This window comes from Curtobacterium sp. MMLR14_002, assembly GCF_001864975.1.
GTDB classification, from domain to species: domain Bacteria; phylum Actinomycetota; class Actinomycetes; order Actinomycetales; family Microbacteriaceae; genus Curtobacterium; species Curtobacterium flaccumfaciens.
The window spans coordinates 88727-113605 of record NZ_MJGT01000047.1; the positions used below are offsets into that span (position 1 = coordinate 88727).

At 71.3% G+C, this 24879-nt stretch carries 26 protein-coding genes; 14 read left to right on the plus strand and 12 right to left on the minus strand.

Features of this window, described 5'->3' with window-relative positions; all coding sequences use genetic code 11:
• Positions 1–139: 139 nt before the first annotated feature.
• Entirely contained in the window at positions 140–1360 is a 1221-nt protein-coding gene (locus tag BIU91_RS04870) for a lipopolysaccharide biosynthesis protein (protein ID WP_139196860.1), read from the minus strand.
• A 44-nt stretch (positions 1361–1404) separates the two neighbouring features.
• On the minus strand, positions 1405–2715 hold the full coding sequence (locus BIU91_RS04875) for an MATE family efflux transporter (protein ID WP_084740639.1): 1311 nt from the start codon (positions 2713–2715) through the stop codon (positions 1405–1407).
• A gap of 142 nt (positions 2716–2857) precedes the next feature.
• Here BIU91_RS04875 and BIU91_RS04880 point away from each other — a divergent pair, with 142 nt between their 5' ends.
• Positions 2858–3679 carry an ornithine carbamoyltransferase gene (locus BIU91_RS04880; protein ID WP_071404458.1) on the plus strand — a complete coding sequence of 274 codons (822 nt, stop codon included), beginning with the start codon at positions 2858–2860 and terminating at the stop codon, positions 3677–3679.
• A 62-nt stretch (positions 3680–3741) separates the two neighbouring features.
• On the opposite strand, the gene BIU91_RS04885 is transcribed toward BIU91_RS04880, so the two are convergent.
• The 5 genes from BIU91_RS04885 to BIU91_RS04905 all read right to left on the minus strand — a co-directional run bounded on the left by BIU91_RS04885 (position 3742) and on the right by BIU91_RS04905 (position 8841).
• Positions 3742–4398: a response regulator transcription factor gene (locus BIU91_RS04885; protein ID WP_071404459.1), complete on the minus strand. Its 657-nt coding sequence runs from the start codon at positions 4396–4398 to the stop codon at positions 3742–3744.
• A complete protein-coding gene (locus BIU91_RS04890) occupies positions 4395–5573 on the minus strand; it encodes a sensor histidine kinase (protein WP_071404460.1) in 1179 nt (392 codons plus the stop codon). Before BIU91_RS04890 ends, BIU91_RS04885 begins: the two co-directional genes overlap by 4 nt.
• Positions 5573–6382 (minus strand): hypothetical protein, encoded by an 810-nt coding sequence (locus BIU91_RS04895; protein WP_139196651.1) that lies wholly within the window; start codon positions 6380–6382, stop codon positions 5573–5575. The genes BIU91_RS04890 and BIU91_RS04895 overlap by 1 nt, the downstream gene beginning before the upstream one ends.
• A gap of 168 nt (positions 6383–6550) precedes the next feature.
• Positions 6551–7363, minus strand: coding sequence for an isocitrate lyase/phosphoenolpyruvate mutase family protein (locus tag BIU91_RS04900; protein ID WP_071404462.1), 813 nt, complete (start codon positions 7361–7363; stop codon positions 6551–6553).
• Positions 7364–7503: 140 nt separating this feature from the next.
• On the minus strand, positions 7504–8841 hold the full coding sequence (locus BIU91_RS04905) for a solute carrier family 23 protein (RefSeq protein ID WP_071404463.1): 1338 nt from the start codon (positions 8839–8841) through the stop codon (positions 7504–7506).
• A gap of 81 nt (positions 8842–8922) precedes the next feature.
• Between BIU91_RS04905 and BIU91_RS04910 the strand changes: the two genes are divergently transcribed.
• The 3 genes from BIU91_RS04910 to BIU91_RS04920 are packed head-to-tail and all read left to right on the plus strand — an operon-like array spanning position 8923 to position 12079.
• Positions 8923–10887 carry a M13-type metalloendopeptidase gene (locus tag BIU91_RS04910; protein ID WP_071404464.1) on the plus strand — a complete coding sequence of 655 codons (1965 nt, stop codon included), beginning with the start codon at positions 8923–8925 and terminating at the stop codon, positions 10885–10887.
• Positions 10887–11825, plus strand: a complete 939-nt coding sequence (locus BIU91_RS04915; protein ID WP_071404465.1) for a serine hydrolase — start codon at positions 10887–10889, stop codon at positions 11823–11825. The genes BIU91_RS04910 and BIU91_RS04915 overlap by 1 nt, the downstream gene beginning before the upstream one ends.
• Positions 11826–11842: 17 nt before the next feature.
• Positions 11843–12079, plus strand: a complete 237-nt coding sequence (locus BIU91_RS04920; protein ID WP_253183691.1) for a hypothetical protein — start codon at positions 11843–11845, stop codon at positions 12077–12079.
• Between the two features lie 117 nt (positions 12080–12196).
• On the opposite strand, the gene BIU91_RS04925 is transcribed toward BIU91_RS04920, so the two are convergent.
• From BIU91_RS04925 to BIU91_RS04935, 3 genes are read right to left on the minus strand one after another with little or no spacing between them, the layout of a single operon-like run.
• Positions 12197–13516, minus strand: coding sequence for a hypothetical protein (locus BIU91_RS04925; protein WP_139196652.1), 1320 nt, complete (start codon positions 13514–13516; stop codon positions 12197–12199).
• Between the two features lie 60 nt (positions 13517–13576).
• Positions 13577–14005 (minus strand): GNAT family N-acetyltransferase, encoded by a 429-nt coding sequence (locus tag BIU91_RS04930; protein WP_071404467.1) that lies wholly within the window; start codon positions 14003–14005, stop codon positions 13577–13579.
• Positions 14006–14017: 12 nt separating this feature from the next.
• A complete protein-coding gene (locus tag BIU91_RS04935) occupies positions 14018–14698 on the minus strand; it encodes a DUF4232 domain-containing protein (protein ID WP_071404468.1) in 681 nt (226 codons plus the stop codon).
• 99 nt (positions 14699–14797) lie between these two features.
• Here BIU91_RS04935 and BIU91_RS04940 point away from each other — a divergent pair, with 99 nt between their 5' ends.
• Both BIU91_RS04940 and BIU91_RS04945 read left to right on the plus strand, forming a co-directional pair.
• Entirely contained in the window at positions 14798–15073 is a 276-nt protein-coding gene (locus BIU91_RS04940) for a hypothetical protein (protein WP_071404469.1), read from the plus strand.
• A gap of 69 nt (positions 15074–15142) precedes the next feature.
• Positions 15143–16411: a Fic family protein gene (locus tag BIU91_RS04945; RefSeq protein ID WP_216099645.1), complete on the plus strand. Its 1269-nt coding sequence runs from the start codon at positions 15143–15145 to the stop codon at positions 16409–16411.
• Positions 16412–16414: 3 nt separating this feature from the next.
• On the opposite strand, the gene BIU91_RS04950 is transcribed toward BIU91_RS04945, so the two are convergent.
• Both BIU91_RS04950 and BIU91_RS04955 read right to left on the minus strand, forming a co-directional pair.
• On the minus strand, positions 16415–16813 hold the full coding sequence (locus BIU91_RS04950; protein ID WP_083404464.1) for an NUDIX domain-containing protein: 399 nt from the start codon (positions 16811–16813) through the stop codon (positions 16415–16417).
• A 35-nt stretch (positions 16814–16848) separates the two neighbouring features.
• The gene (locus tag BIU91_RS04955) at positions 16849–18171 is read right to left on the minus strand and encodes a glutamyl-tRNA reductase (RefSeq protein ID WP_071404471.1); all 1323 of its coding nucleotides are present in this window, start codon (positions 18169–18171) and stop codon (positions 16849–16851) included.
• A 38-nt stretch (positions 18172–18209) separates the two neighbouring features.
• Here BIU91_RS04955 and hemE point away from each other — a divergent pair, with 38 nt between their 5' ends.
• From hemE to hemC, 8 genes are all read left to right on the plus strand, one after another.
• Positions 18210–19346: a uroporphyrinogen decarboxylase gene (gene hemE / locus BIU91_RS04960; RefSeq protein ID WP_071404472.1), complete on the plus strand. Its 1137-nt coding sequence runs from the start codon at positions 18210–18212 to the stop codon at positions 19344–19346.
• A complete protein-coding gene (locus BIU91_RS04965) occupies positions 19343–20659 on the plus strand; it encodes an FAD-dependent oxidoreductase (protein ID WP_071404473.1) in 1317 nt (438 codons plus the stop codon). Before hemE ends, BIU91_RS04965 begins: the two co-directional genes overlap by 4 nt.
• A gap of 100 nt (positions 20660–20759) precedes the next feature.
• Complete coding sequence (locus BIU91_RS04970) at positions 20760–21014, plus strand: hypothetical protein (RefSeq protein ID WP_017887727.1); 255 nt, start codon at positions 20760–20762, stop codon at positions 21012–21014.
• A complete protein-coding gene (locus tag BIU91_RS04975) occupies positions 21011–21469 on the plus strand; it encodes a phage holin family protein (protein WP_071404474.1) in 459 nt (152 codons plus the stop codon). Before BIU91_RS04970 ends, BIU91_RS04975 begins: the two co-directional genes overlap by 4 nt.
• A 41-nt stretch (positions 21470–21510) precedes the next feature.
• Positions 21511–21741, plus strand: coding sequence for a DUF3618 domain-containing protein (locus BIU91_RS04980; RefSeq protein ID WP_071404475.1), 231 nt, complete (start codon positions 21511–21513; stop codon positions 21739–21741).
• Between the two features lie 68 nt (positions 21742–21809).
• The gene (gene hemQ / locus BIU91_RS04985) at positions 21810–22577 is read left to right on the plus strand and encodes a hydrogen peroxide-dependent heme synthase (protein WP_228513031.1); all 768 of its coding nucleotides are present in this window, start codon (positions 21810–21812) and stop codon (positions 22575–22577) included.
• Positions 22574–23806, plus strand: a complete 1233-nt coding sequence (locus BIU91_RS04990) for a ferrochelatase (protein WP_071404476.1) — start codon at positions 22574–22576, stop codon at positions 23804–23806. The genes hemQ and BIU91_RS04990 overlap by 4 nt, the downstream gene beginning before the upstream one ends.
• The gene (hemC, locus tag BIU91_RS04995; RefSeq protein WP_084740642.1) at positions 23803–24855 is read left to right on the plus strand and encodes a hydroxymethylbilane synthase; all 1053 of its coding nucleotides are present in this window, start codon (positions 23803–23805) and stop codon (positions 24853–24855) included. The genes BIU91_RS04990 and hemC overlap by 4 nt, the downstream gene beginning before the upstream one ends.
• The last annotated feature ends 24 nt before the right edge of the window (positions 24856–24879 follow it).

Sequence of the window (24879 nt, forward strand, 5' to 3'; positions counted from 1 at the left end):
ACCTCTTCTCGGTTGGTTCAGTTCCCTTGCCGTCCCGTGGCTTCTGACCAGGGGATTCTCGAATAGCTCGTCGGCATTGATTCTCATTGGGGGGACGCCAAACGTTGCAACGCGCGATCGCAACCCATGTGCGCAGCGGTCAGCGCCGCCGCACCCCGAGCCCCACCACCGCAACCAGGTTCACCGCACTACCGACCAAGAACCCCGTGGTGCCACCCGCGACACCTGCGACGGGTCCGAGCAACGCCATGAGCCCGGCCCCGACGACGAACCCGGCGACCGAGGCAAGGGCGACCTGGCGCGAGCGCCCAGCGGCGAGCAGCAACGCGGCGGGCACGAGCGCGACGGTGAACATCCACACCGCGAGCATCAGATACCGCAGGTCGGTGACGGCAGCGGCGCCCTCGGCGGGGTAGACGATCGGCAGGAACCACCCGGCGAGCAGGGCGACCAGGCCGAACACGACGGCGGAAGCAGCAGCGAACCCGACGACGAGCAGCAGCGCCCCACGAGAGCGCAGCGACCCACCATCGGTCCGGTGCGCGAACGCCGGCACGAGCACCTGCCCCAACGCCTGCCCGAGCATCGACGCCGGCGTCGCCAGGGTGAAGGCGGCGGCGTAGACGCCGGCGTCGTGCGCGGACGACGTCACCTGCGCCGAGATCATCGTCAACTGCAGCAACCCGTTCGAGGTCACCACCGCCAGCACGTTCCACGCCGCGAACCCGAGCACGCCCGCGGCGGGTTCGCGCGAAGCCGGCGAGAAGCCGTTGCCCCGCGGCCAGCACGCGATCGCGAACACCGTGTACCCGATGGCCAGGGGCAGCAGCACGAAGGGCTCGAGGCGGGCGACGCACGCCACCACGAGCAACCCGAGCGCCAGCACGCTCGTCACGGAGTCCCAGAGCGCGACCCGCGGGGCACGGTCGTAGCCGAGCTGCGCGCCGCGGGCGTAGCAGTAGAGGCCGTAGCCGACGACGACCGCGGCACCACCGAGCACCATGCCGGGGCCGTTGCCCCAGGCCAGCGCGATCGGCACGGTGACCGCGGCGAGCACGACGCTCGAGACCAGCATCGACACCCCGAGCAGCCGGTTCACCGCGGCGTCAGACCGCCGGCGCCGCAGTGCGATCGCCAGGAACCGCGACGCGGTATTGCCCGCGGCGTTCGGCCAGAGCAGCGCGACGAACACCGAGAGCGACAGCAGGGCGGTGGTCTGCCCGAGGGTCTCGGTGCCGAACACCCGCCCGACGACGACGGTCACGAGCAGCTTCGCGACACCCTGCACCCCGATGCCGACCGTGGCGAGCACCGCCGACGAGGCCACCGAAGACGACGGAGCCGCAGGAGAAGCAGACACAGCAGGCTCAGGAGACGAAGCAGGCCCAGCCGGAGACGCCCCGCTCACCGCGCCAACGCCTGTTCAACCCATCCGCGTCGGTGCGCCCGCACCCCGAGCGTCACCGCCCGGACCCCGATGTAGCCGAGGGCGAAGGCGGCCCACAACCCCGCGAGCGTCCCGCCGGCCCACCAGAGCAGCGGCAGGTAGACGACGAGGTTCAGGCCTCCGGCGATGGCCAGGTACCGCGCGTCACCGGCGCCGATCAGCACCCCGTCGAGCACGAAGACGTACCCGGCGACGGGCATCCCGACGGCGATCAGCACCAGCACGACGGGCAGGGCGTCCCGCACCGCCTGCGAGTCCGAGAACACTGGCCCGAGCACACCGCTCACCACCAGGGTCAGCACCCCGAGCAGCACACCACCGGCGATCCCGAGCAGCACGAGCCGTCGCGTCACCAGTCGCACCCGCTCCGGGTCACGTCCGCCGAGTCCGTGTCCGACGAGCGCCTGCCCGGCGATCGCCAGGGCGTCGAGCGCGAACGCCAGCGTCGAGAAGACGGTCAGCCCGACCTGCGTCGTCGCCAGCCCGGTGGTCCCCAGCCCGGCGGCGGCCCCGACGGTCGCGAGCATCGCGATCCGCAGCGACGCGGTCCGCAGGAACAGCCATGCCCCCGACCGCAGGGCCCGGGCGACGCCGGAGGCGCCGGGCCGCAGCGGCGCCCCCGATGACCGAGCGGCCCGCACCGCGATGCGCACGTAGACGACGGCCATCGCCCACTGCACGATGACGGTGCCGGCGGCGGATCCCTCGACGCCCCAGCCGGCGCCGTAGATCAGGACGGCGTTGAGCAGCCCGTTCGCGACGAACCCGATGGTCGCGACGACGAGCGGGGTCTTCGTGTCCTGCAGCCCACGCAGCAGTCCGGTCGAGGCGGTCACCACCAGGATGCCGGGCAGCCCGATCAGCGAGATGGTCAGGTACGCGGTCGCCGCCGCCGACACCTCGGCCGAGGCGCCGAACAGGTCGACGAGCGGCCCGGCGAGCGGCCACCCGACCAGCGCCAGCACCACCCCCAGCACGAGCGCGAGCCACATCCCGTCGATGCCCGCGTGCACGGCTCCGCGACGGTCGCCACCGCCGAGCGCCCGAGCCACGGCCGGCGTCGTCGAGTACGCCAGGAACACCAGCAGCCCGGTCACCGTCGACAGCACGGCACTCGCGAGCCCGACGGCCGCCAGCGGCGTCGCCCCGAGGTGCCCGACGAGCGCGGTGTCGGTCAGCAGGAACAGCGGCTCGACCACGAGCGCTCCGAGCGCCGGCACCGCCAGCCGCACGATGTCGCGGTCGACCGCGCGCCGTTCGGCAATCACTGCGGCTGTCATCGTTCGGGGCACCGGGCCATTCTCGCGGGGATGCGGTACGGGCGTCGTCCGCACACCCGGTGATGGTCGCCATCGTCGACTTGGCCGGTCTTTCTGGATGGCTCGGTGTCCCGGCCCTTACGCTCTTCGGATGCGTTCTCTCGTCAGGCTCGATGACTGGTCTGCATCTGACGTCGATGCGGTCTTCGACCTGGCTGACGCATTCCGTGCGGGCCGGGGGCCCGTGACGGAGGGCGCGGCGGTCATGTTCTTCCCGCCGACGAGTCTGCGCACCAGGGCCACGTTCGAGCGGGGCGCTTCGCTCATGGGGCTCGAACCGATCGTGTTCCCGGACACGACACTCGACAAGCCGGAGGCGCTGTCAGATGTCGCTCGCTACCTCGAGAACTGGGTCGACATCGTCGTGGTGCGCCACCAGGACCTCGCCGTGGTCGACGCCTTGGCTGCGGCTCACGCGCTGCCAGTCGTGAACGCGATGACGGACGACAACCATCCGTGCGAGGTGCTGTCCGACCTCCACGCCTTGCAGCAGCGGGGCGACATCACCGCGATGCGCTTCCTCTTCGTGGGCGCGGACAGCAACATCGCCAGGGCGTGGCAGGAAGCCGCTCGCGTCTTGCAGCTCGACCTGATCCAGTGCTGCCCGGCCGAACTCGCAACCCCGGGGGTTGCGTGGACCGACGACCTCGAGGCAGCTGTTCGATCAGCGGACGTGGTCCTCACCGACGGTCCCGGTGCGCACACTGACGCTCTCGAGCAGTACCGGATCACGGCGGCTCTCCTCGACCTCGCGCCACCGGGAGTCCGCTTCAACCCGTGCCCGCCGTTCCTGCGCGGCCGTGAGGTCAGTGTCGACGCCGTCGAACACGCCGCATTCGTCGGACACGACTTCAAGGCCGGACTCCTGCCGGTGCAGCAAGCCGTCATGGCGTTCTGCCTCGGCCTCGGCTGAGCAGGCGTCCCGACCTCTGGCCTGAGTGAGTCGGACGATGCGCGCCTCGCTGGCGATCAGGTTCAGGTGAGGTGGTGTTCGTGGGCGTAGATCGCTGCGGCGATGCGGTTGCGGAGGCCGAGCTTGGTGAGGACTCCGGCGACGTGGGTCTTGACAGTGACCTCGCCGATGCCGAGCGCTGCGGCGATCTCGGCATTCGACTGGCCCTTCGCGACGAGGAGGAGCACCTCGTTCTCCCGCTGGGTGAGGTTCGGGAGTGCGCGCCCGTCGGGTGCCTGCAGCGGCCCGGTGGGGAGTTGCGGTGCGAAGCGGTCGAGCAAGAGCCTCGTGATGCGGGGCGTGGTCACGGCATGGCCGGCAGCGACGGCGCGGACGCCCGCGAGGAGCTCGGCGACCGGCGCGTCCTTCAACAGGAATCCGCTGGCACCGGCACGGAGCGCCCGGTAGGCGTACTCGTCGAGGTCGAAGGTTGTGAGGATCAGGATCTTCGCGTCGGGGTCATCGGTGAGGAGTCGTCCGGTGGCTTCGAGGCCGTCCATGCCGGGCATCCGGATGTCGAGGAGGATCACGTCCGGGCGAAGTGCGTTCGCCTGACGGATGGCGCTCCGCCCGTCCGGGGCCTCGCCGACGACCGTGATGTCCTCTGTGTCGTCGAGGATGAGCCGGAACCCCATCCGGATGAGGGCCTGGTCGTCGACCAAGAGCACGCGGATGGTCATGCTCGTGCTCTTCCTGGCTGGACGGCGAGGGGGATCGAAGCAGCGATCCGCCATCCCCGGGTGCCATCGGGTCCCGCATCGAGGATGCCGCCGAGCTGGGTGATGCGTTCTTCCATCCCGACCAGCCCGAAGCCTCCGGCTCGGGTCTCGTGCGTGCCTCCGGTGCCGTCGTCCTCGATGCTGAGGACGAGCTCGTCTCGCGAGGCCGTGATGTTCACGGTGAACGTGGTCGCACTCGCGTGCTTGAGGGTGTTCGTGATGGCCTCTTGGGTCACCCGGTACACGGCGACCCCGATCGCTGCCGGAACTCGGTCGACGGCGCCGTCGGTCTGCAGTGTGGCGCGCAGGCCGGCCGCGGTGACGAGTTCGAGCAGCGCCGGTAGCCCGTCGATGCTCGGCGTGGGCAACAGCCCATCGTTCGCTCGGATCGTCCCCACCGCGTGACGGGTGTCGGCGAGAGCCGTGCGGGCAGTGCGTTCGATCAACTCGACGGCCTCGTCCACGCGCTCCGGTTGCCGAGTCGCCCTGCCGGTGCTGGCCGCCGCGAGGGTGACGATCACGGCGAGGCCGTGGGCGATGACGTCGTGCATGTCCCGCGCGATCCGGTTGCGCTCGTCGGCGACCGCGAGCAGCGTCTGCTGTTCACGTTCACGCTGCGCCCGAGCGCTCTGCTCCTGCAGGACCGCGACCACGCGGCGGTGGTTGCGGACCGAGGCACCGCTCGCGGTCGCCGCGAGGACGAACACGGTGAGGACGGTCAGCATCTCGGTGACGTGGAGCCCGTGCGGCCACGTGACGGACGCGGCCACCGCACCCACCTCGGCGATCGCGACCGCGACCGCGGTGTCCCGCACCGGGCGGTGGGCGGCGAGCGTCGCCAGCGCCACCAGCACGCTCACGTCCGCAGCGAGCTGCACCCCGATCGACCACTGCACGGCAGCGACGACGCTGATGCCGAAGAAGACAGCCATCGGCCATCGTCGACGCACACTCAGTGGCGCGATCATCGCCAGCGACAGGGTGACGTACGCCACGAGCAGCGGGTCACCGGCCCGGGCGTGGAAGACCAGCTGCGGTGTCACCGCGACGGCGAGGGCACCGGCGGCGACGGCATCCGCGACGATCGGGTGCGCCCGCCACCACCGCCGCACCGTGCGGTCGTGACCGAGGACCATCACATCCCGCTGCCGTCGAAGAACGCGGCCAGGGCGGGTGCCGTGTCCGCGACGGTCGACAGGTTCGCCAGGAGCACGATCCCGAGGAACAGCAGCATCCCGGGGAGCAGGATCCCACCGCCCGCGAGCACCCGGCGGAGACGCCGATCGGCCTTCGGGGTCCGGGCCCGCTGCACCCAGATCGCCGCTGTCCCGGCGACGACCACGATGATCGCGGCAACCGCGGTCACGACGAGCGCTGCGTGGTAGCGGCGGAAGTCATCGATGAGCGCGGCCAACGGCGGGGTCATCGTCCCGGACGCGAGCTCACCGCGGACCTGGAGCACCGAGGCGCCGTCCATCGGCAGGAAGTTCAGCACCGATGACAGCGGCGCCACCGCACCCTGCACGTTCGCCATCACGACGAGCAGCACGAGCGGGGCGATCGGAGCCCCCAGGACGCCGACCAGGAACAGAATGATGCGACGCCCCCGCGATCGTGCCCGTGCGTACGCCGTCCAGACGCGTTGCCCGACCGGGACCAAGACGACCAGCAGGGCGACCGCGACGATCGCCTTCACGATGTGGAACACGGCCCAGTACGACACCGCCGCGGCCAACGGCGAGCTCGACGTCCGCCCGGACCCCACCCACTGCGCGAACCCCGAGGCCACGGCTCCGGGAAGCGCCGCGACGGACAGGTGCGTCCCCGAGGCCCAACCGGCGATCGCCGCCGGCCAGACGACCACTGCGATCGTCAGCGCTCCCGCCAACATGAACCACACCACCCCACGGCGATCCACAGTTGCCGGCGTGTTCGTCATCGTCATCATCACCCTCCACCACGTCGGGTGCATCCCGACGAGACAACGGTAGGGAGCGTGACCACACCGCCGCGTCCTCCCCGATCACGAGGTGTGATGTCGGCGAACCTCCTCCTCGAGGAGGACCCGGCGGACGGAACCTGCGCTTCCAGACGCCCGGCACCGGTTCCGGGTTCAGTCGCGGACGACCTCGTTGATCGCGGCCCAGCCGAGCGTCGGCGGCACCGAGACGACAGCACCCGGCGCACCGAACATCTGTGCAGCCCAGTCGCCGGCGACGCTGTACGCGGCTTCGGCGATGGCCGATCCCGCGCTGACCCGGCTCGCCCCCGCCCGAGCGAGGTCACCGACCGACAGGGTCCCGGGCCCGAACGCGACGTTGAGGGGCAGCTCGATCGCGTCCACGAGCATCGAGATCGTGGCGGCCGACAGCGCTCCGAGCACGAAGACGCCACTGGCGCCGGCCCTGGCGTAGGCGGTCGCGCGGGTGAGCGTCTCCTCCGCCCAGGCGTCGCTGCCGGGCGCGCCCAGCAGGTGGGTGTCGATCCGTGCGTTGACGAAGAGTGGGATGCCGGCGTCGTCCGCAGCCTGGCGGGCTGCGCGGATGCGGTCCTCCTGTTCCGCCACCGGACGGAGAGAATCCTCGATGTTCACGCCGGAGACGCCGAGCCCGAGGAACGCGGACACGGTCGAGGCGACGTCGCCCGGTGTCTCGCCGTACCCGCGCTCGATGTCGGCGGTGAACGGGACGTCGACTGCCGCCGCGATCGGCCGCACGGCGTCCAGCGCGCCGTCCCGGGTCAGATCGTTGCCGTCCCGGTGACCGCGTGACCAGGCGACGCCGGCGCTCGTCGTCGCGATCGCACGCGCTCCGGCCGAGAGGACGATGCGTGCGGACGCGGCATCCCACACGTTCGGCAGGACGACCGGTGCGCCGGGGACGTGCATCGCGGTGAAGGTGCGCGTGCGCTCGAGGTGCGTGCTCATCGTGCAATTTCAGCACATCGGCCCACGTCGTCGACGTGCGTCATGACGGACTGGAGGCCCGTGGCCGTGCCCGCCACGGGCCTCCAGTCCGGTGGTCCCACGTCGTCAGGCCGGACGCGCGTTCCGGCCGACCACTCGCGTCAGTCGGCGCGCGGTTCCGCGGGGACGGCGCCGGTGGCGGCGTGTGCGGGCTCGGCGGCCTCGGTTGAGGGCTCGTCGGTGCCGCGGGCCCGGCCGATGACGTCCATCACGTGGTAGACGACGATCGCTGCGATGGTGCCGACGATGATGCCGCCGAAGCTCGCCTGGCCGAAGCGGAACGTGAAGTCGGCGATGCCGATGATCAGGGCGATGCCGGCGGTCAGCTGGTTCTTCGGCTTCGAGAAGTCGACGCGGTTCTCGACCCAGATCCGGATGCCGATGATGCCGATCAGGCCGTAGAGCGCGGTGGTGGCGCCACCGAGCACGCCCGCGGGCACCGACGAGATGACGGCGCCGATCCTCGGCGACAGGCCGAGCAGGACGGCCGCGATCGCGGCGACCCAGTAGGCGGCGGTGGAGAAGACGCGGGTGGCGGCCATGACGCCGATGTTCTCGCCGTAGGTGGTGGTGGCGGAGCCGCCGCCGACGCCGGCCAGGACGGTCGAGATGCCGTCGGCGAAGAGCGCGCGACCGGTGAGTGGCGTGAGGTCACGGCCGGTCAGCTGCCCGACGCCCTTGACGTGGCCGACGTTCTCGGCGACCAGCGCCAGGACGACCGGCACGAACGCCAGGTAGATCGGGAGCTGGGACGGGTCGAACGCGGGAGCGGTGAAGTCCGGCAGACCGATCCACGGCTTCTCTCCGACCTTCGAGAAGTCGACCTGACCGCCGATGAGCGCTGCGACGTACCCGACGAGCACGCCGATGACGATCGACAGGCGGCCGATCAGGCCCCTGAACAGGACCGTGACCAGGATGATCGTCGCGAGGGTGATGACCGCGATGACCGGGGCCGCCGTGAAGTTGTCCCGGGCCGACGGAGCCAGGTTGAAGCCGATCAGGGCGACGATCGCGCCGGAGACCACCGGGGGCATCAGCCGGTCGATCCACCCGGCGCCGGCCAGGTGCACGACGAGCCCGACGATCGCGAGCAGCGCGCCGACGACGATGATGCCGGACAGGGCGAGCGGGATGCCGCCGATCTTGGTCGCCGCACCGATCGGGGCGATGAAGGCGAACGACGAGCCGAGGTAGCTCGGCAGGCGGTTGCCCGTGATGAGCAGGAACAGGATCGTGCCGATGCCGCTGAACAGCAGCGTCGTCGACGGCGGGAACCCGGTGATCAGGGGCACCAGGAACGTGGCGCCGAACATCGCGACGACGTGCTGCACGCCGAGGCCGATCGTCCGGGGCCAGGTGAGCCGTTCGTCGGGTGCCACGATCGTCGTCGCGGAGACGGTCTTGCCGTCGCCGTGCAGCTTCCACGGAAGTCCCATGCGATGACCGTACCGGCAGCCGTGTGCCGGTGACGACCCGGATCGGCCTGCCCCATGGGGTCGGTGGCTATCGTGGACCGCATGACCGACGTCGCACGTGCCTCCGGCATCCACACTGACGAACTCGACCCCGCGGTGCGCCCCCAGGACGACCTGTACCGCCACGTGAACGGGACCTGGATCGAGGCGACGCCGATCCCCGACGACAAGGCCCGGTACGGCTCCTTCACGGTGCTGGCCGAAGCCGCCGAGATCGCCGTGCGCGACATCATCGAGCGCTCGCAGCAGGCCGCCCCCGGCACCGAGGAGCGCAAGGTCGGCGACCTCTTCACCTCGTTCACGGACGAAGCCCGGCTCGAGGAGCTCGGCACCGCACCGATCGAGCACCTGCTCGCCGAGATCACCGAGATCCAGTCCGTGCCCGAAGTCATCGCCGCCGTCGGCCGCTTCGAGCGCATCGGCCTGCCGAGCTTCCTGCAGCTCTTCGTCGACAACGACCCGGGCGACCCCGAGTCCTACGTCGTGTTCCTGGAGCAGTCCGGCCTCGGTCTGCCCGACGAGTCGTACTACCGCGAAGAGCGCTTCGCCGACATCCGCGAGAAGTACCGCGAGTTCGTCGCGGCGATGTTCCCGCTCGCCGGCCTCGACGACGGCGGTGCCCGCACCGAGCACGTCATCGCGCTCGAGACGGCGCTCGCCGCCCAGCACTGGGACAACGTCACGACCCGTGACAGCCAGAAGACCTACAACAAGCTGCCCTGGGCCGAGGTCGCCGCGCTCGCGAAGGGCGTCGACCTGCAGACCTGGTGGCAAGCCATCGACGCCCCGGCCGGCGCGTTCGAGACCGTCGTGGTGCGCGAGCCCTCGTTCATCACCGGCCTGGCCGACCTGCTGAACGACCAGCCGCTCGAGGTCTGGAAGGACTGGCTGCGCTGGCAGGTCATCCGTGGCTCCGCCGCGTACCTGACGAGTGCCTTCTCGGCCACGAACTTCTCGTTCTACGGCACCGCACTCACCGGTGCGCCCAAGCAGCGCGAGCGCTGGAAGCGTGGCGTCTCGCTGGTCGAGGGTGCGATGGGCGAGGCCGTCGGCCGCATCTACGTGCAGGAGCACTTCGACGAGACCTCGAAGGCCAAGATGGACGACCTCGTCGCCAACCTGGTCGAGGCGTACCGGCAGAGCATCACGGCGCTCGACTGGATGACCGACGAGACCCGTGCCCGTGCGCTCGACAAGCTCGACAAGTTCACGCCGAAGATCGGCTACCCGGTGAAGTGGCGCGACTACTCGGCGCTGCCCGTCCTGTCCGACGACCTGGTCGCGAACGTCCGCGCCGTCGCCTCGTTCCAGGTCGACCGCGAGCTCGGCAAGATCGGCAAGCCGATCGACCGCGACGAGTGGTTCATGACCCCGCAGACGATCAACGCGTACTACAACCCCGGGTTCAACGAGATCGTGTTCCCGGCCGCGATCCTGCAGTTCCCGTTCTTCGACGCAGACCGCGACGCCGCCGCGAACTACGGCGCGATCGGTGCCGTCATCGGGCACGAGATCGGCCACGGCTTCGACGACCAGGGGTCGCAGTACGACGGCGACGGCAAGCTCGAGAACTGGTGGACCGAGGCCGACCGCGCGGCGTTCGAGGAGCGCACGAAGGCCCTCATCGCCCAGTACGACGCCCTGGTGCCGACCGAGGTGCCCGACAGCCACGTGAACGGTGCCCTGACGATCGGCGAGAACATCGGTGACCTCGGTGGCCTGTCGATCGCGTGGAAGGCGTACCTGCTGTCCCTCGACGGCCAGGAGCCCCCGGTCATCGACGGACTCACCGGCGCCGAGCGCTTCTTCCTGAGCTGGGCACAGGCCTGGCGCATGGCGATCCGCCCGGAAGAGGCGGCTCGTCTGCTCAGCATCGACCCGCACTCGCCCAACGAGTTCCGCTGCAACCAGGTCGTGCGGAACATCGACGTCTGGTACGACACCTTCGGCGTGACCGAGCAGGACGCGATGTACCTCGACCCCGCCGAGCGCGTCGCGATCTGGTGATGACGGAGCCGGACGCGGCCCGGTCGTCGCGCCGTCGGCGACCGGACGACCGCCCAGCAGGTGGCGGCCGCGGTCGTGGGCGGCACAGCGGCCGGGCTGACGACCGCTTCACCGCCACCACCGAGGCCCTCGGTGCCCTCGCGCTCGAGGGCGCCGGGGTCAGCGCCTCGGTGATCGACACCTCGAGCGGCAAGGCCCTGCTCGCGATCGACGACACCCTGGTGCAGCCGGTCGCGAGCCTGGGCCGTGTCCTGCTGCTCATCGAGGTCGCCGCCCAGCTCGAGGACGGCCGCCTGCACGGTGACCGCCTGCAGCGCATGGCCCGCGACACCGCGACCGGTGCCGGCCTGTGGCAGTTCCTGCAGGAGCCGACCATGCAGGTGCCCGACCTGGCGACCCTGGTCGGGGCCACCGCAGACGCCTGGGCCATGAACGCACTGCTGTCGACCGTGGGCATCGACGCCGTCCGGGAGCGTGCGGAGTCCCTGGGCATCGAGCGCACGGCGTTGATCGACCGCGTGCGGGACCGCCGCGGCCCTGATGATGCCCCCGACGCCTCCGTCGCACCGACCGGGGAGCTGTCGTGGGTGATGCGCGGACTGGCGCTCGGCGAAGTCGTCGACGAGGCGGTGTCGAACCGGGTGCTGGGCTGGTTGTCCCTGGCGAGTGACCTGAACCTGGTCGCCGGGTCCTTCGGGCTCGACCCCCTGGCGCACCGTGCGCTCGACCACGGGTTGCAGGTCGTCGCGGTCACCGGGTCGAGCACCGGCGTGCGGGCCGAGGCGGGGATCCTGCGGGGGCCCGGGTCGTCGGTCAGCTACGCCGTGACGGTGACCTTCGACGACGCCTCGTTGCAGCGGCGATTGGCCGTCGTCGAGGCGCTGCGGACCATGGGCACCGAGGTGCTCGAGGCCGTGCACGCCCCGGCTCGTCGCTGAGGAGCATGATGCTGGGCATGACCCGGTACCTGATCTCCTTCGACGAGGGCACGATGGTGTTCCCCATGGCCGACCTGCCGGCCGTCTCCGAGGCGTCGCACGCCGTCGTCCGACAGGCGAAGTCCGCCGGTGTGTGGGTGTTCGGCGGCGGGATGCTGGAAGCATCGGGCGGCGCGGTCGTCGAGACCGACGGCACCGTCCACGATCCCGCCACACGCCCGGTAAGGACACCTTCATCGGGGGTTTCTCGGTGATCGATGTCGAGAGCCGGGCAGATGCACTGGCCTGGGCCGCCCGCATCGCCGAGGCCTGCCGCTGTGCGCAAGAGGTGCGCGAGATCATGGACGACCCCGAGTCCTGAGCGCGTTTGGTCAGGGGACGCAGACCGACTCGGCGCTCAGACTCAGCCCGTCGACGGTGCCGCGGATGCTCGCCGTGGCGGGGTCCGCATCCGTTGACGACGACCAGTAGTCCCGCCCCATCGCCCGGCCGCTGACCTCGAGGCCCTCCGACGTCCACAGCGCGGTCACGGCGTCGAACGGCTCCTGCGCGTCGTCGACGATCTGGAACACGGGCACGATGTTGAACGCCGTCGCGCGGGTGCCGGTCGCATCGGGTGACCAGGTCGATCCGGGCGGCGCGCACTGTTCGGTGCCCGTGGTCACGGTTGCCGCGACCCCGGCAGCGTCGGCGGAGCGCTCGAGGAACGCCCGGAGCGTCGCAGCGTGGTCGCTGACGTCGGCGGGCACCCAGGGAGCCGGGGTGGGGCTCGTCGTCGCGGTGCCCGGGGCGGTGGCGTCCCGAGGCTTCTTCGCGTCGAGGGGGAGTCCCACCCAGCCACTCGTCCCGTCGATGCCGACGGAGAACGCGGTGCGCGGAGCGCGGTGTGCGTCGGCGGCTTCGTCCTTCGTCCGGACGAGGACGTCGGCGACGGCAGCGGTTCTGTCGCCGTAGATCGACAGGGAAGGCCGTTCGGGCTCGGCAGCAGCTCCGTACTCGTCTGCGGGTGCCTGCGCAGCGTCGGCGTAGGTCGCGCCCGGTGAGTAGTACAGGCCCTCGACGTCGTGGTCACCGTCGCGGTCGAACCCGTCGATCGTGCGCAGGAGTGCTTGCCCGGGGTGCGTCGCCGTGATCCCCACCGAAACGTCACCACGGTCCAGCGAGGCCGGGTGGTCACCGACGATCGGACGGGCCTGCGCGACGGCGTCGGTGAAGCTGACGCCCGGCACGAGCCAGATCGTGGAACGTGACGGGGTCGCCGACAGCCGGTGCACGAAGGGCTCCGCGCGCAGCCGTCCGGCCAAGTCGACGACGTCGGGGTCCATCGGGTCGACTGCGACCGGCGCCGACGCCCGGCCGCGGGGCACGTCCACGGTCACCGACAGCGTCGTGCCGGTGACACCCCGCGCTGCCGTGTGCCGGATCCGTTCGGCGACGGCGAGGTCCGTCGTGTCGGCCTGCACCTCGAGCGAGGTGATCCAGTTCTGCGGGTCGTCCTTCGCGTCGACCTGACGGATCTCGCCCTCGGCCGTGTCGACCCCGGGCAACCGCTCGACCCGGGTGATGAGCTTCGCGAGTGCCGATTCCGACCCAGCCGGCGGCGGTGGCGACGTGCACGCGGCGAGGGCGAGCACGACGCCGAGCGCGGTTGCGAGGGCTGCCGCTGAACGTGTCCGTGCGCGAGCCCCCATGCGTCCGAGTCTAGGAACGCCCTGCTGGCGCGTGGAATCGGTCGCGAGACCCATCCGTGCTCAGCGCAGGAGCACGAAGGAACGCAGCGGTTGCGGTTCGACGTCGTGGGCCTCCACGAAGCCTCGTGACTCGTAGAACGCTCGCTGCCCCGGCTCGTCGTCGGTGAGCAGGACCGTCTGGCGAACGTCGGCGTACCGCTGCAGGACCGCGTCGAGCAGTGCACCACCGATGCCGGACCGGTGCGCGGACGGCAGGACGAGCACGTCCTGCACGTACACGATCGTCACCCCGTCGGAGACCGTGCGGACCAGGCCGAGCAGGTGCCCGTCGTCGTCGCGGGCCGTCAGCACGGTGTGGGAGCCGGCGATCGCCGCGGTCAGGGCTGCGGGGTCCTGCGTGTACGCGGTCCACCCGACGGCGTCGTACAGCGCCACCAGTTCGTCGGTGCCCGGTCGTTCGTCGCTGATCGTGGTGGTCACGGTGCTCATCGTGCCCGACTCCTACGAGGTCGCCTGCCCCTCCGGCACGAACGCCTGCACGGACAGCAGCGAGGCATCGGCCGACGCGCACGCCTGGTAGTCGGTGTCCTTCACGAACAGGGACTGCTTCGACCCGGGCGGGTACACGCGGAAGCCGTCCGGGGTCTTGGGCGAGCAGTCGCCCGCCGAGTAGTTCTCGGCCCGGACGATCTTCAGCGGTGCGACGGCGGTCTTGCCGGGAGCGAGTGCGACGGTCGGGTGCGGTGAACTCTTCTCCGCGACGGCCGCCGCTCCGATCTGCTTGCCGGTGCCACCCCCGACGAACGAGACGCCGGGCCACCCCTGCACGGTGCAGGTCGTCGACCCGGTGTTCTCGAGCACCAGGTGCACGATGACGCTGCCGGCGGCACCACCGCTGCCGGCCTCGATGCGCCCGGCGAGCGACGACGCCGCGCACCGGTCACCAGCAGACGAACCGGTGGCACCGGATCCGGTGGACGGCCCAGAACCGGACCCGGCCGACGGTGCCGCCGAGGCGGACTCCTCGGACGACTGCGGCGTGGACGTCGACGCGGACGGCGCGGGCGCCGTGACGGTCTCGGTGGCGGCGGGCTGCCCGTCCGAGGCGCACCCCGCCAGGGTCCCGACGGCGACGAGCCCGGTCACGACGAGCAGGAACTTCGATCGGCTGCTGCGTTGCATGGTGCACAGGCAACCACCGAACGCCGCATCCGGTTCGGTCGGCGTCCAGGGACCACGGGCACACTCCGAGGCAAGCAACCCGAGCAGCGGAGGTCGGACATGACGGGCAAGCACGAACAGGCACGAGGCGACGAGGGTCGCGCGGACGGGGTCGAGCCCCGGGCCGGAGCCTTCACGGACAGCGAGATCCCGGGCGAGGAGCACGTCGAGTCGACGGAGCCCGTCGGCGAGTTCGTCTCGAGCGACATCCCGGGCGAGACGCGTCCGACCGGAACCGGACCCGACGGCGAGTACGTCGACTCGGACATCCCCGGCGAGGCCGAGCCGGCCCAGAACGGCGAGGTCGGGGAGTACACCGATACCGACAAGGCCTGACGAACCCGAGTGGAACGCATCCCATGATCAAGGATAGGCAGTCATCCTTGATCATGGGATGATCCATGTATGGCTTCGTACGAGACGATCCGCCGCACGGGCGACCCGGCGGCCGCGACACGCGCCTTCCGGATGCCGATGGTCTTCGACGCCTACGTGCCGGATCCGCTGCAGGGCCGAACGGTCGATCTCGGGCCGACCGAACAAGCGGCCGTGCTCGAGGCCACCGCTGCGGTGACGGAAGCCGAGACGAGATCGACGCTGCTCGGCAGCGGAGACGCACTGGGCCGGATGCTCCTCCGAGCCGAAGCGGTCGGGTCGTCGATGATCGAGGGCCTCGAGGTCTCCCCGCGGAAGCTGCTCGAAGAAGAGGCGCGCGGACGGAGCCCGCTCGGGCAGTGGAGCACCGCAACCGAGGTCCTCGGCAACATCGACGCAATGACCTTCCTCACCGAGTCGGTCGGTCCGGGTTCCCCGGTGACCCTCGACCTGCTCCTCGAGGCGCACCGGCGGCTGATGGAGGCTTCGACGACACCCGAGGTCGGGGGCACGGTCCGAGCGGTGCAGAACTGGATCGGCGGGCCGACGCCTGCCGCAGCGGTGTTCGTCCCTCCCGTGCCGGAGCGGGTGCCGGGACTCCTCGACGACCTGTTGGCGTTCGTGAACTCGAGCACGCTGCCGACGATCGCCATCGCCGCCGTGGCACACGCGCAGTTCGAGACGATCCATCCGTTCGCCGACGGCAACGGTCGCATCGGACGCGCACTGATCCACGCTGTCCTGCGGTCACGGGGTCTGACCATCGAGTCGTCTCCACCGGTCTCCCTGGTCCTGGCGACCCGTGCTGTCGACTACGAAGCGGGGCTCCAGCGGTTCCGGTCCACCGATCCGCCGGCATCGGAGCCAGCGCAGCGGGCCGTCGGGCAGTTCGTCCGGCTCTTCGCCGAGGCGATGGCCGAGGTCGTGGACCGGATGACGCAGTTCGAGCACGAGCTCGTCCGGATCAAGGAGTCCTGGCGATCTGCGCTCGCCGGAGTCCGCTCTGACTCCGCTGCATGGTCGGCGCTCGAACTCGCGCCCCGCATCCCCGTGCTCACCGCGCAGACGTTCGCGGCCGCGACGGGCCGGAGCGAGCAGGCCGCGAACACGGCCTTGGGGGTCCTCGTCGAGCGTGGAGTCCTGACACAACGATCGGCGGGACGGCGGAACCGTGTCTTCGAGGCAGACGCCGTGATCGGCGCGCTGGCACTGCTGGAACGCCGTCTCGCCTCTCCGGCTGGTGACACCGGCGTCGTGCCGCCGACCAGACACGTGCCGGCAGCTCCGCCCAGGGCCTGACGGTCAGTCGATGAGCTCCGCCGCCACCAGGCGGCGGAGCGTCTCCACTCCCGCAGGCGGGCAGCGGTCCGCGTCGGCGGAGGTGACCCACTCGACCTCGTCCACCTCGGCCGAGGCGACGGGCGTGGCGGAGTCCAGCGGGCCTCCCGGCCGGACCAGGAACAGCGTCATCGCGACCATGGTCCCCGGAGCCTGCCCGTGGGCGGGCTCGAGCACGACGCCGAACGGGTCGACGTCGTCGGCGGTGAGCCGCAGGCCGGTCTCCTCGTACGCCTCGCGCACGGCGGCCTCGACGTCGGTCTCGTGCGGCTCCGCCTTGCCGCCGGGCAGGTAGAGCACGTCGCGCGCCCGGGCGCGCACCATCAGGACGCGTCGGTCACGCACCAGCAGCAGCGCACTCACGCGCAGCGTGGGTGGTTGCGGAGCGGCCTGGAGGCTCAGCTCGCGTCCGCCTGGTCGTCGCGATCCGAGGCGGTCGGGTCCAGTGCCGTGCGGTCGGCCAGCGGGACGACGGGGGACGTCAGCTCCGGCTCGGCCTCCGGCCGGACGCCGTACAGGGAGTCGATCGCCCCGACGAACTCCTCGCCGCGACCGGCGCGACCGAGCTCACGAGCGCGGACCGAGGGACGGTGCAGCAGGACGCCGACCAGGTGCCGGAGCGCCCGCTCGGTGTGCTCGACGGACTCGCCGTCGGCGTCCGCGCGGCGCTTGGCCCGCTCGATCTCGTCGTCGAGGATGTCGAACACGTGCTTGCGGAACGCCACGAGCGCCGGGGTCGTCGACTGCTCCATCGCCTGGGCGCGGAACCGGGAAACGGCGTCGTCGACCATCGCACGGGCCTCGGACTCGGCGTTCAGCTCGGAGATCGGGGCGTGGATGCTGATCGTCTCGAGGTCGAGCAGTTCGACGCCGTCGACACCGGCGGCCGCGGGGTCGACGTTGCGGGGGAGCCCGAGGTCGATGACGATGCGGCGGACCCCGTCGTCGAGGTCGGCCGGTGCGACGACCGGGACCTCGCTCGAGGTGCAGGTGATCAGGACGTCGCTCTCGCCGATGGCCTGGCGCAGGTCACGGGCGGCGACGAGGTCGTGCTTGGCGGCGAACCAGGGTGCCCGGCCCGAGGGCGAGAACACCTGGATGTTCGTGGCGCCGCGGTCACGCAGGGCGGCGATGGTGGTGGCCGCGTAGCTGCCGGTGCCGACGAGCAGCACGCGGGTGCGGGCCCAGTCGGTGACCCGCGACGAGGCGAGCTCGAGGCCGAGGCGCACGAGCGACCGGCCGGCGGCACCGATGCGGGTACGGGTCTTGACGCCGCGCGAGGTGTGCGCGGCCTCTTGGAACAGGCGCTCGAGGTCCGAGGTGGTGGTGCCGTTCGACCGGGCGTCCTCGAGCGAGCGACGGACCTGGCCGGAGATCTCGGTCTCGCCGACGACGACGGACTCGAGTCCGCTCGACACGGCGAACAGGTGCTGCACGACGTCCTTGCCGTCCAGCACGTGGACGGAGTCCAGGACCTCGGTGGCGTCCAGGTCGCTCGCGGCGGCCACGGCCTGCACGGTGGCGGAGACGGCGGAGTCGCTCTCGTCGCCCGCGATGTCGAGGTACGCCTCGAAGCGGTTGCAGGTCGCGAGGACCACTGCACCGTCCAGGACGCCGGCATCCGTGACGAGTCGGCTGGCTGCCGCGGGTGCACCGATGCTCAGTCGCTCCAGGAGATCGAAGCTGGCGTTGCGATGCGACGCCGTGAGACAGATGAGCACGTAGTCAATGGTAACGCGCTCGATGGGAGAATCATCCGGTGACCGAAGCGACGACCACATCCCTCCCCGACTCCCACCCCCTGGCATCAGGGCGGACGAGTGGTTCCCGCCTGGTACGGGCCCTGCGGGGTGACCGTCCGGAGACGCTCCCGGTGTGGTTCATGCGGCAGGCCGGACGGTCCCTTCCGGAGTACCGGGAGCTTCGGATCGGCACAGCCATGCTCGACGCGTGCCTCGACCCGGAGATGGCGTCGGAGATCACCCTGCAGCCGGTCCGCCGGCACGGGGTCGACGCGGGCATCTTCTTCAGCGACATCGTCGTGCCGATCAAGCTCGCCGGTGTGGACGTCGAGATCGTCCCCGGTCGTGGCCCGGTGCTCTCGTCGCCGATCCGGACCCCCGCCGACGTCGACGCCCTCGAGCAGCTCGACCCCGCGGCCCTCGCCCCGATCGAGCAGGCCGTCCGACGCACGGTCGAGCAGCTCGGCGACACCCCGCTGATCGGCTTCGCGGGGGCGCCGTTCACCCTCGCCGCCTACCTGGTCGAGGGTGGCCCGTCCAAGGACCACATCCGCGCCCGCACGCTCATGCACGCCGACCCCGAGACCTGGTCGCGGCTGCTCGCGTGGGCCGCCGAGGTGTCCGGGATGTTCCTCCGGGCACAGGTGCTCGCCGGGGCCTCGGCCGCGCAGCTCTTCGATTCGTGGGTCGGGTCGCTCTCCCGCGCCGACTACGTCCGGTCCGTCGCGCCGCACTCCGCCCAGGCGATGTCGCACGTCGCCGAGCTCGGGGTGCCGCGCATCCACTTCGGCGTCGGCAGCGGCGAGGTCCTGGCCGACATGACGACCTTCGGCACGGACACCGTCGGCATCGACGCGGTCGGGGTCGACTGGCGCCTGCCGCTCGACCAGGCGGTCCAGCGTGTCGGCACCGGGGTCAGCGTGCAGGGCAACATCGACCCGGCGATGCTCTCGGCGCCGTGGGCTGTCCTCGAAGCGCACGTCCGCGACGTCGTCCGTCGGGGCGGCGCCGCACGGGCCCACGTCGTGAACCTCGGCCACGGGGTCCCGCCCGAGACCGACCCGGACGTCCTGACCCGGGTGGTCGAGCTGGTCCACTCGCTCGGCGACGGCCGCGCGGACGACGGTGCAGCGCAGGACGGAGCCGGCGCGTGACCGACGTCGTCGTGGTCGGCGGCGGGGTCGCCGGGCTCGTCACCGCCCGTGACCTCGCCAAGGGCGGCGCCCGCGTGGTGCTCGTCGAGTCCTCGGGTGAGCTCGGGGGCATGATCCGTCGGCACACCGTCGGCGGGATCGACCTCGACATGGCGGCGGACTCCTTCGCCACCCGCACGGACGCCGTCGGCCGCCTGGCGATCGAGCTCGGACTCGGCAACGACGTCGTCGCCCCCGACCCGCGCGGCGCCTGGCTGATGACCCGCGACGGCCGGACCTCCCCGATCCCGGCGACCGGACTCCTCGGCATCCCGAGCACCCCGATGGCCGCCGACGTGCTGGCCGTGGTCGGGCAGAAGGGCGGCCTGCGCGCCCAGATGGACTCGCTGCTGCCGGCACCGGTGGGTGCCAAGGCCTCCTCGCTCGGCGAACTCGTCCGCCGGCGCATGGGGGAGCGGGTGCTCGACGACCTCGTGGTGCCGATCGCCGGTGGCGTGCACTCCACGCACCCGGACCAGCTCGACCCCGACCGGGTGGCCCCGGGCCTGCGCGCCGCACTGCTGCGCGAGGGTTCACTCGCCCGGGCCGTCCTGTCGCTGCGGGCACGCGCGGCCGCCGGCACCCCGGTGCAGGGGATCCGCGGTGGGACGGTGCGCCTGGTGGACGAGCTCGTCGCCGACATGGCGACCTACGGGGTGGACGTCCGTCTTCACGCCCGGGCAACCCGCATCGAGGCGCACGCGGTCGAGATCGTCAACGCCGACGGCACGACCGAACGGCTGCCGGCCCAGCACACCCTGTCCTCCGTCGCCGACCCGGAGCGCACCGCCGCCCCCGACCGGACGGGCATCCAGCTCGTCACGCTCGTCGTCGACCAGCCGGAGCTCGACGCCGCCCCGCGCGGAACCGGGATGCTCGTGCACCCGGACGCGCAGGCCGTGTCGGCGAAGGCCCTCACGCACGCGACGGTGAAGTGGCCGTGGCTGGCCGACGTGGCGGACGGACGCCACGTCCTGCGGCTCAGCTACGCAACCACCGTGACGGACCCGGCGGGCGTCGCCACGAGCCTCCCGGTCGACCCGACCGACCCCGTCGGCAGTCGTGCCCTGCAGGACGCGTCCACGCTGCTCGGTGTGCCGATCACGGCCGACCGTGTCAGCGGCGCCGCACGCGTCGGCTGGTACGGACCGGACCTCACCGCGGCCGGGCTGGCCGAGGGCGTCGTCGGGATCGGCGAGGCCTCGACCGGACGCGGCCTGGCGGGGATCATCGCCGCCGCTCGGAAGGCAGCCGACGAGATCCTCGGTTCCTGAGCGGACCGCGCAGCCCCTGAGGGCTACTGTTGGTGAGACCGCCGGACGTATTCCGTTCGGTGCATGACCACCGCACAACCAATGCACGGAGGAATCGCACATGCGCGGAAAGCTCCTGTTCGTCGCCGGCGCCGCACTCGGGTACGTCCTGGGATCGCGAGCCGGACGGGCGCGGTACGAGCAGATCAAGACCGTCAGCGGCAAGGTCTGGAACAGCAACGGCGTCCAGAAGGGCGTGCACGTCGCCGAGGACTTCATCGCCGACAAGACCCCGGACGTCGCCGAGTTCATCGGTGAGACGACCAAGAAGGCCGTCCGCAAGGTCGGCCAGAAGAAGGACACCACCACCTCATGACCGACACCCGCGATCGCAAGTCGCGTTCGCTGTTCGGCCTGGTCGGCGACGTCCCGAAGCTCGTCAAGGGCCTGGTCAAGGGCGAGATCGACCTGCTCAAGGCCGAGATGCTCGCGAAGGCGAAGATCTTCGGCCTCGCAGCCGGTCTGCTGGTCGGTGCGCTCGTCGTCGTGCTCTACGCGATCGGCGTCCTGCTGACCGCAGCCGTGATGGGCCTCGCGACCGTGATGCCGGCGTGGCTGGCCGCACTGGTGGTGGCCGTGGTGATGCTGATCATCGCCGCGATCCTCGGCCTGATCGGCTGGAAGCGCCTGAAGAAGGGCCTGCCGATCACGCCGAAGCGCACGATCGCCAGCGTCAAGGACGACATCAACGCGGTCAAGGGCCTCGGCAAGAAGCCGACCCCGCCGACGCAGTACGGCAGCCGCAAGCCGGACGTCGACGGCCGCTCCTGAGCCCCGACAGCCCCGACAGCCGCACCACCGACGGAGGAACCGTGACCGACCCGCACGACGATCTCGCTGCTCGCGTCGCCGCGACCCGCGCCCAGCTGTTCGACACCCTCGACGCGATCGAGGACAAGCTCAACGTCCCGAAGCAGATCGGGATCGCGGCGTCGAAGTTCAAGCGCGGCCTCGACGAGAAGCCGGTGCCCTACCTGGCCGGTCTCGCAGCCGGTGTAGCGGTGGTCGGGGGTATCGTCGTGCTGGTGCTCCGACGGCGGTAGACCGCCCGAGCGCGGTCCACCGGATGCGGGGCGGCCAACACCCTGGCAACCGATAGGACAATGGATCCATGAGCTCCGACGCGCCCACGAACACCGGGCCCGTGCCCGCGCACGACCACCCCCACACGGAACCCGCCGAGACCGGTCACCCGGACTCCGGGATCGACCCGAACCTGCTGACGGCCTACGCCCTCTGGGCCGTGTTCCGCCGGCCCCTCGGTCCGGTGCACCGCGTCGGCGACGACGCCGTGGCCGAACTCGACACCGTGATCGCCAGCGCCGCCGAGCGCGGGGTCACGATCCGTGGCTTCTACGACGTCTCGGCCTTCCGTGCCGACGCCGACGTCATGGTCTGGCTGCACGGCGACGACGCGCAGGCCATCCAGGCCGTGCTGCGCGAGATCCGTCGCACCGGCCTCTTCCAGGACGCCGAGCCGGTCTGGCACGTCATGGCCATGCACCGCGAGGCGGAGTTCAACAAGCGGCACACCCCCGCGTTCCTCCGCGGCAAGGACCCCGAGGCGTGGATCACGGTGTACCCGTTCGTCCGCTCCTACGAGTGGTACCTGCTGCCGGAAGAGGAGCGCTCGAAGATGCTCCGCGACCACGGCATCGCCGGCGCGAAGTACCGCCGCGTGCTCACGAACACCATCGCGACCTTCGCCCTCAGCGACTACGAGTGGATCCTGCCGCTCGAGAGCCCGGACCTCGTCGACCTCGTCGACCTGATGCGCGATCTCCGCTACACCGAAGCGCGCATGCACGTGCGCGAAGAGGTCCCCTTCTTCACGGGTCGTCGCGTGACGACCGCCGAACTCCCGGAGGTGCTGTCATGACCGACACCAGCATGATCACGAACGGCCAGGTCCTCGCCGCCACCCCCGCGGCAGCGTCCGGGCCGGAGCACGTCGAGACCCCGACCGCGTACGACGCGATCCTGCTCGCCGGCTTCGGTGGCCCCGAGGGCCAGGACGACGTCATCCCCTTCCTGCGCAACGTCACCCGCGGCCGCGGGATCCCGGACGAGCGTCTCGAAGAAGTGGCGCACCACTACCGCCACTTCGGCGGCGTGAGCCCGATCAACGCGCAGAACCGTGCGCTCAAGGCCGCGCTCGAGGCCGAGCTGGCGTCGCGCGGCATCGACATGCCGGTCCTCTGGGGCAACCGCAACTGGGAGCCCTACCTGGAAGAAGCGTTCACCGAGGCGGCGGACAAGGGCTACACGAAGCTCGTCGCCATCGCCACGAGCGCGTACTCGTCGTTCTCGAGCTGCCGGCAGTACCGCGAGGACTACGCCCGCGTGCTCAACGAGACCGGTCTGATCGACACCATCCAGATCGACAAGGTCCGCCAGTTCTTCGACCACCCGGGCTTCGTCCGCCCGTTCATCGACGGCGTCCGCGACGGCATGGCCCGCGCGATCGCCGAGAACGAGGGCCTGGACGTCGCGACCGAGCTGCAGGTGCTCTTCTCGACGCACTCCATCCCCTCGACCGACGCCGCCCGCTCGGGCCCCGACTACCGCGGGTTCGACGAGCACGGCGCGTACGAGGCGCAGCACCTGGCCGTCGGCGAGGTCGTGCTCGACCAGGCCTGGGCCGAGCTCCTCGAGCAGCCCGAGCACGCCCACCTGCAGGGCACGTCGAAGCCCGCCTGGAAGCTCGTCTACCAGTCGCGCTCCGGCCCCCCGACACAGCCGTGGCTCGAGCCCGACATCAACGACTACATGAACGAGGACCTCAAGGGCGGCTCGACGCGTGCCGTGCTGATCGTCCCGCTCGGCTTCGTCAGCGACCACATGGAGGTCATGTGGGACCTCGACGAGGAAGCCACCGAGACCGCCGGTGAGCTCGGCTTCTGGTCGCTCCGCACGCAGACCCCCGGCATCGACCCGGCCTACGTGTCCGGTCTCGTCGACCTGGTGCTCGAGCGGGTCAACGGCACGCCCAAGGCCGAGCGCCCGCACATGACCGACATCGGCCCCTGGTACGACGTGTGCCGTCCGGGGTGCTGCGAGAACGTGCGAGCGGGGTTCAAGCCCGCCGCCGCGGGCGTCGCTCCGTGACCGACACGACCGTGAACGACCCCAGCGCCACAGCGCCCGACGGCACGACCCCGATCCGGCTCGGCACCCGTGCCAGCCGGCTCGCGGTCGCGCAGTCGCAGGACGTCGCCGACCGCCTGGCGAAGGCGGCCGGTCGGCCCGTCGAACTCGTCACCGTCACGAGCGAGGGCGACACGAACCGTGCCTCCCTGGCGTCGCTCGGCGGCACCGGTGTCTTCGCCAGTGCCCTGCGTGAAGCCCTGGTCGCCGGTGAGGTCGACGTCCTCGTGCACTCGCTCAAGGACCTGCCGACCGCGCCGTACCCGGGCCTGACGATCGGTGCCGTGCCGAAGCGTGCGGACGCCCGTGACGTCCTCGTCGCCCGGAACGGCGCCACCGTCGACACCCTGCCCGAGGGCGCGAAGGTCGGCACCGGTTCGCCCCGCCGCGCCGCGCAGCTCCGTGCGCAGCGCCCCGACCTCGACGTGGTCGACATCCGCGGCAACATCGACACCCGCCTCGGCCGGGTGGACGACGACCTCGACGCCGTGGTGCTCGCCGCCGCAGGGCTCGGGCGCATCGACCGCCTGTCGGCCGCCACGGAACTGCTCGACCTCGGCTTCTGGCCGAGTGCTCCCGGACAGGGTGCGCTGGCGGTGGAGATCCGCTCGGACGAGACCGACCGTGGGCTGCTCGCCGCACTCCGCAAGATCGAGCACGCCCCCACCCGCCTGACGGTGACGGCCGAGCGCGAGGTCCTCGCCAAGCTCGAGGCCGGCTGCTCCGCCCCGATCGGCGCGACGGCCGTCGTGGACGCCGAGCTGCTGCTCGTGTCCGCGACCGTCTACCGCCCCGACGGCACCGAGTACCGCACCGCGTCGCACGCGGCCGTGCTCGACGGTTCGGCGCAGGAGCGTCTCGACGAAGCGCTCGCGGTCGGTGGCCGCGTGGCGACCGAGCTGCTCGAGAACGGCGCTGCCGACCTCGCCGACCTGGCGACCACCGTCGCCGAGGACACCACGGACGGGCCGTACACCGCGGGCCCCGGCCTCGCGACGCCGGCCGAGTAGGCGGTCACCACGGAACCCTCCACC

Coding starts and splice junctions, on each gene's coding strand:
- BIU91_RS04880 (WP_071404458.1), top strand. CDS start 2,858: ATGCGTTCTCTCGTCAGGCTCGATGACTGGTCTGCATCTGACGTCGAT.
- BIU91_RS04885 (WP_071404459.1), bottom strand. CDS start 4,398: ATGACCATCCGCGTGCTCTTGGTCGACGACCAGGCCCTCATCCGGATG.
- BIU91_RS04890 (WP_071404460.1), bottom strand. CDS start 5,573: ATGGTCCTCGGTCACGACCGCACGGTGCGGCGGTGGTGGCGGGCGCAC.
- BIU91_RS04895 (WP_139196651.1), bottom strand. CDS start 6,382: ATGACGATGACGAACACGCCGGCAACTGTGGATCGCCGTGGGGTGGTG.
- BIU91_RS04900 (WP_071404462.1), bottom strand. CDS start 7,363: ATGAGCACGCACCTCGAGCGCACGCGCACCTTCACCGCGATGCACGTC.
- BIU91_RS04905 (WP_071404463.1), bottom strand. CDS start 8,841: ATGGGACTTCCGTGGAAGCTGCACGGCGACGGCAAGACCGTCTCCGCG.
- BIU91_RS04910 (WP_071404464.1), top strand. CDS start 8,923: ATGACCGACGTCGCACGTGCCTCCGGCATCCACACTGACGAACTCGAC.
- BIU91_RS04915 (WP_071404465.1), top strand. CDS start 10,887: ATGACGGAGCCGGACGCGGCCCGGTCGTCGCGCCGTCGGCGACCGGAC.
- BIU91_RS04920 (WP_253183691.1), top strand. CDS start 11,843: ATGACCCGGTACCTGATCTCCTTCGACGAGGGCACGATGGTGTTCCCC.
- BIU91_RS04925 (WP_139196652.1), bottom strand. CDS start 13,516: ATGGGGGCTCGCGCACGGACACGTTCAGCGGCAGCCCTCGCAACCGCG.
- BIU91_RS04930 (WP_071404467.1), bottom strand. CDS start 14,005: ATGAGCACCGTGACCACCACGATCAGCGACGAACGACCGGGCACCGAC.
- BIU91_RS04935 (WP_071404468.1), bottom strand. CDS start 14,698: ATGCAACGCAGCAGCCGATCGAAGTTCCTGCTCGTCGTGACCGGGCTC.
- BIU91_RS04940 (WP_071404469.1), top strand. CDS start 14,798: ATGACGGGCAAGCACGAACAGGCACGAGGCGACGAGGGTCGCGCGGAC.
- BIU91_RS04945 (WP_216099645.1), top strand. CDS start 15,143: ATGGCTTCGTACGAGACGATCCGCCGCACGGGCGACCCGGCGGCCGCG.
- BIU91_RS04970 (WP_017887727.1), top strand. CDS start 20,760: ATGCGCGGAAAGCTCCTGTTCGTCGCCGGCGCCGCACTCGGGTACGTC.
- BIU91_RS04975 (WP_071404474.1), top strand. CDS start 21,011: ATGACCGACACCCGCGATCGCAAGTCGCGTTCGCTGTTCGGCCTGGTC.
- hemQ (WP_228513031.1), top strand. CDS start 21,810: ATGAGCTCCGACGCGCCCACGAACACCGGGCCCGTGCCCGCGCACGAC.
- BIU91_RS04990 (WP_071404476.1), top strand. CDS start 22,574: ATGACCGACACCAGCATGATCACGAACGGCCAGGTCCTCGCCGCCACC.